This window comes from Halobacillus sp. (genome assembly GCF_049282395.1).
Classification (GTDB): Bacteria; Bacillota; Bacilli; order Bacillales; family Halobacillaceae; genus Halobacillus.
Map to the genome: position 1 here is coordinate 1 of NZ_JBAPTY010000342.1, position 3,468 is coordinate 3,468.

Genomic DNA, 3,468 nt, shown 5'->3' on the forward strand with positions numbered 1-3,468 from the left:
TTGAAACAGAAGTAGAAAAATAATGTCAGAACACTCCCAGTACAGACCATATAAAACATGCACAAAAATAAACTCTTCCTTATTTTAAGCATTTGATGATTTTTTACACAGTAAAAAGACGAAAAAAATAATCAATATGCAGGGAGATGGTATGGGCGCATAGACATTATAGAAGTAAAAGACGGGGTGTGGTACGTGTTATCATTCCACCAAACTCAAAGGGGGGATTGTATTTCAGATTTGCAGTAAAGATTTCTCCATGGTACACCACTTATAGTAGCGCGAGACAGTTCTTTCGTCTTAAAACCAACGCTACTTTATATAGAAGACAGAAGGAAAAATTCATACTTAATTTGCTGTTTTAAAATAGATTGAAACGAACCAACACCAGTAAAGAAGTCCATTCACCAGCTATTGTCAAAGTAAAGAAAATCAGATACTATATAATTACTGAAAAGGCAAACGGTTGCACAATTGGTTGCTATTTTTACGTGAAAATAATTCTTCAATTTAAAATTAAGCATTGTAATAATTAGTAGTGCAAGCGATTGCACTACTAATTGCTTTAATTACTCATTCTTTCATTTTCATGTACAATAGTTTAAAAGAACCTGTCTTCATAGCATTAAATTTAGAAGAAATGAGGGATCGATATGGAACGTGTTTGGTGGAAGGAAGCTGTAGGCTATCAAGTGTACCCGCGTAGTTTTCAAGACTCAAATGGAGACGGTATTGGTGATATACAAGGAATGATCGAACGACTCGATTATCTGAAAGATTTAGGAATCGATTTTATATGGATCTGCCCCATGTACAAATCCCCAAAGGACGACAACGGATACGACATCTCCGATTACAGGGATATCCTCGAAGAATTCGGTACAATGGACGACTTTGACCGGTTATTAAAGGAAGTTCATAAACGGGATATGAAATTAATCATTGATCTCGTACTCAACCATACCAGCGATGAGCATCCATGGTTCGTCGAATCGCGTAAGTCTAAAAATAACCCCAAACGTGATTGGTATATTTGGCGCGATCCTAAAGACGGAAAAGAACCAAATAACTGGGAAAGTATTTTTGAAGGGTCAGCCTGGGAGTATGATGAAGCATCAGGTCAATATTACCTTCATGTGTTTTCCACTAAGCAGCCGGATTTGAATTGGGAGAATGAAGAAGTACGCGAAGAGTTATATGATACGGTGAACTGGTGGCTTGAGAAAGGAATTGATGGATTCCGTATCGATGCGATCAGCCACATTAAAAAACGTCCGGACCTTCCGGATATGCCGAATCCGGAAGGCGAAGAATACGTTTCTTCTTTTGATATGCACATGAACCAGGAAGGGATCCACGAGTTCCTTGAGGAGTTTAAAAATAAGACGTATGCTAACTACGATGTAATGACAGTAGGTGAAGCAAACGGAGTAAGTGCTGAAGAAGCAAATCTCTGGGTCGGTGAAAATGGAAAAATGGATATGGTATTCCAGTTTGAACACTTGGATCTCTGGAATAAAGATGGAGATGACAAGCTTGATGTTGTGGGCTTAAAGAAAGCTTTAACACGATGGCAAAAAGCATTAGAAGATGATGGCTGGAATGCTCTATTCATTGAGAATCACGATAAAGCCCGCGTAGTTTCCACATGGGGAGATGACGAACAGTATTGGAAAGAAAGTGCCACTTCTTTTGGTACGATGTACTTTCTGATGCAGGGCACTCCTTTTATCTATCAGGGGCAGGAAATCGGAATGACCAACGTGGCCTTCCCTTCTCTTGAAGACTATGACGATGTTGCGGCCAAAAATCTTTATAAAAAGAAGAAAGCTCAGGGATCCTCTCATAAAGAGATCATGGAGATTCTCTGGAGCACATCCCGTGATAACAGCCGGACGCCGATGCAGTGGAATGACCAGCCCAAGGCAGGTTTCACGAGCGGAACTCCCTGGATAAAAATCAATCCTAATTACAAGGAAATTAACGTAAAAGACCAGCTGGGACGATCCGACTCAGTTCTAAACTATTATAAACAAATGATTTCTCTTAAAAAACAGTATCCCCTTTTCACTTATGGAATCTATGATCTACTGTTAGAAGAAGATACTCAAATTTATGCTTATACGAGAACGCTGGAAAGTAAAGTGGCACTGATTATTACAAATCTAACCTCAGACGAAGCTGATTTTGAATCAAATTACTCTCTCTCTAGTGATCATTTAATATTATCGAATTACGACACGGAATCCCACGAGGATATAAAGTCGTTTACTCTCCGCCCTTTTGAGGCAAGAGTTTACATTATGAATCAATAAGCAAAGAAAAGGGTGAACGTGACACGACACGTTCACCCTTTTCTTTAATTTATTATTCCTTACCAATGGAGGGTTGTAATTCAAGCGCTACATTTCCTTCAATTGCTCTTGAAATCATACAGCTCTTCTCAGCTTTTTCAACCAGCTTGTTCAACTTATCCATATCTTTATCGGAAGCTTCGGACTTCAAAAGCACACGCGGCTTGTGAATGATTTTATTATATGTGATCACTCCGTCGGTTACGTCCACAATCCCTTCCGAATCCATGCTCATTTCTTTGAGCGGTAATCCTGCTCTCTCAACCATTGCACCAAGCGTAATAATATAACAAGTTGCCGCAGCGCCTAACAGCATTTCATCAGGGTTTGTGCCTACGTCTGGCCCGTCCATTTCTTTGGGAATGGATATTTGGGTTTTTAGCTTGTCTGCCTCTATTGTTCCAACTTCGTTACGACCTCCAGGCCATTCGGCTTTCAAGTGAAAATGATGATATGTCAATTTGAACCTCTCCCTTCTGTTTAACACTTTTTAAATTATAAGACTATTGTAAATCTCAGTGTTGATATTACAGATAAGCTCCCGTTTGTAGAAGACTCAATTTCGAAATAGTTGGGGTCCGTTGCATACAATAGAAGAGGGCGGCTACGGAAACAACTCGCTTTCCTGCGGGGGAACTGGCAAGCCTCCTCAGTCGTTAACACTCCTTGTGGGGTCTCGCCTAGATCCTTCTCCCGCGGGAGTCTCGTCATTTCCTCCGCCACCCCAACTATATTTGGTAAACGGACATTGCTATATAAGACAGGAACCATACTGCATCTGCCTCAAATGCTTATAGTACAGGGGGCCTAAACTTAAACACACGTAAAAACCAGGGTGGTTCTCGTTCATTGGAAGCCGAGTATGGAGAGAATTTCGAGTTCTCCATGATCGCAAAGGAGCGGAAGGGAACGGGATGAACATGATCGGTGAGATACCGCAGGGCTGTTAAGCCCGAGGAAGCTCAGCACATGCCCGCGGAAAGCGAGCCGTTCCCTGGAGTCCCTTTCTCCACCCAATATCTCGAAACTGAGTCTTACAGTAACCGGCCCTATTGCTTAATAAGTCTTTTAAGAAATTTAACAAGATGTTTAAAACAGCAGATACAAAAAAACA

The 3,468-nt window shown here is 40.8% G+C and carries 2 protein-coding genes; one reads left to right on the forward strand and one right to left on the reverse strand.

From position 1 onward, the window contains the following. Window positions 1–653 precede the first annotated feature (653 nt). Entirely contained in the window at window positions 654–2,315 is a 1,662-nt protein-coding gene (locus WAM07_RS14590) for an alpha-glucosidase (protein ID WP_422167991.1), read from the forward strand. Window positions 2,316–2,367: 52 nt separating this feature from the next. Here WAM07_RS14590 and WAM07_RS14595 read toward each other — a convergent pair whose 3' ends face one another. Beyond that, the gene (locus WAM07_RS14595) at window positions 2,368–2,814 is read right to left on the reverse strand and encodes an OsmC family protein (protein WP_422167993.1); all 447 of its coding nucleotides are present in this window, start codon (window positions 2,812–2,814) and stop codon (window positions 2,368–2,370) included. Window positions 2,815–3,468 lie beyond the last annotated feature (654 nt).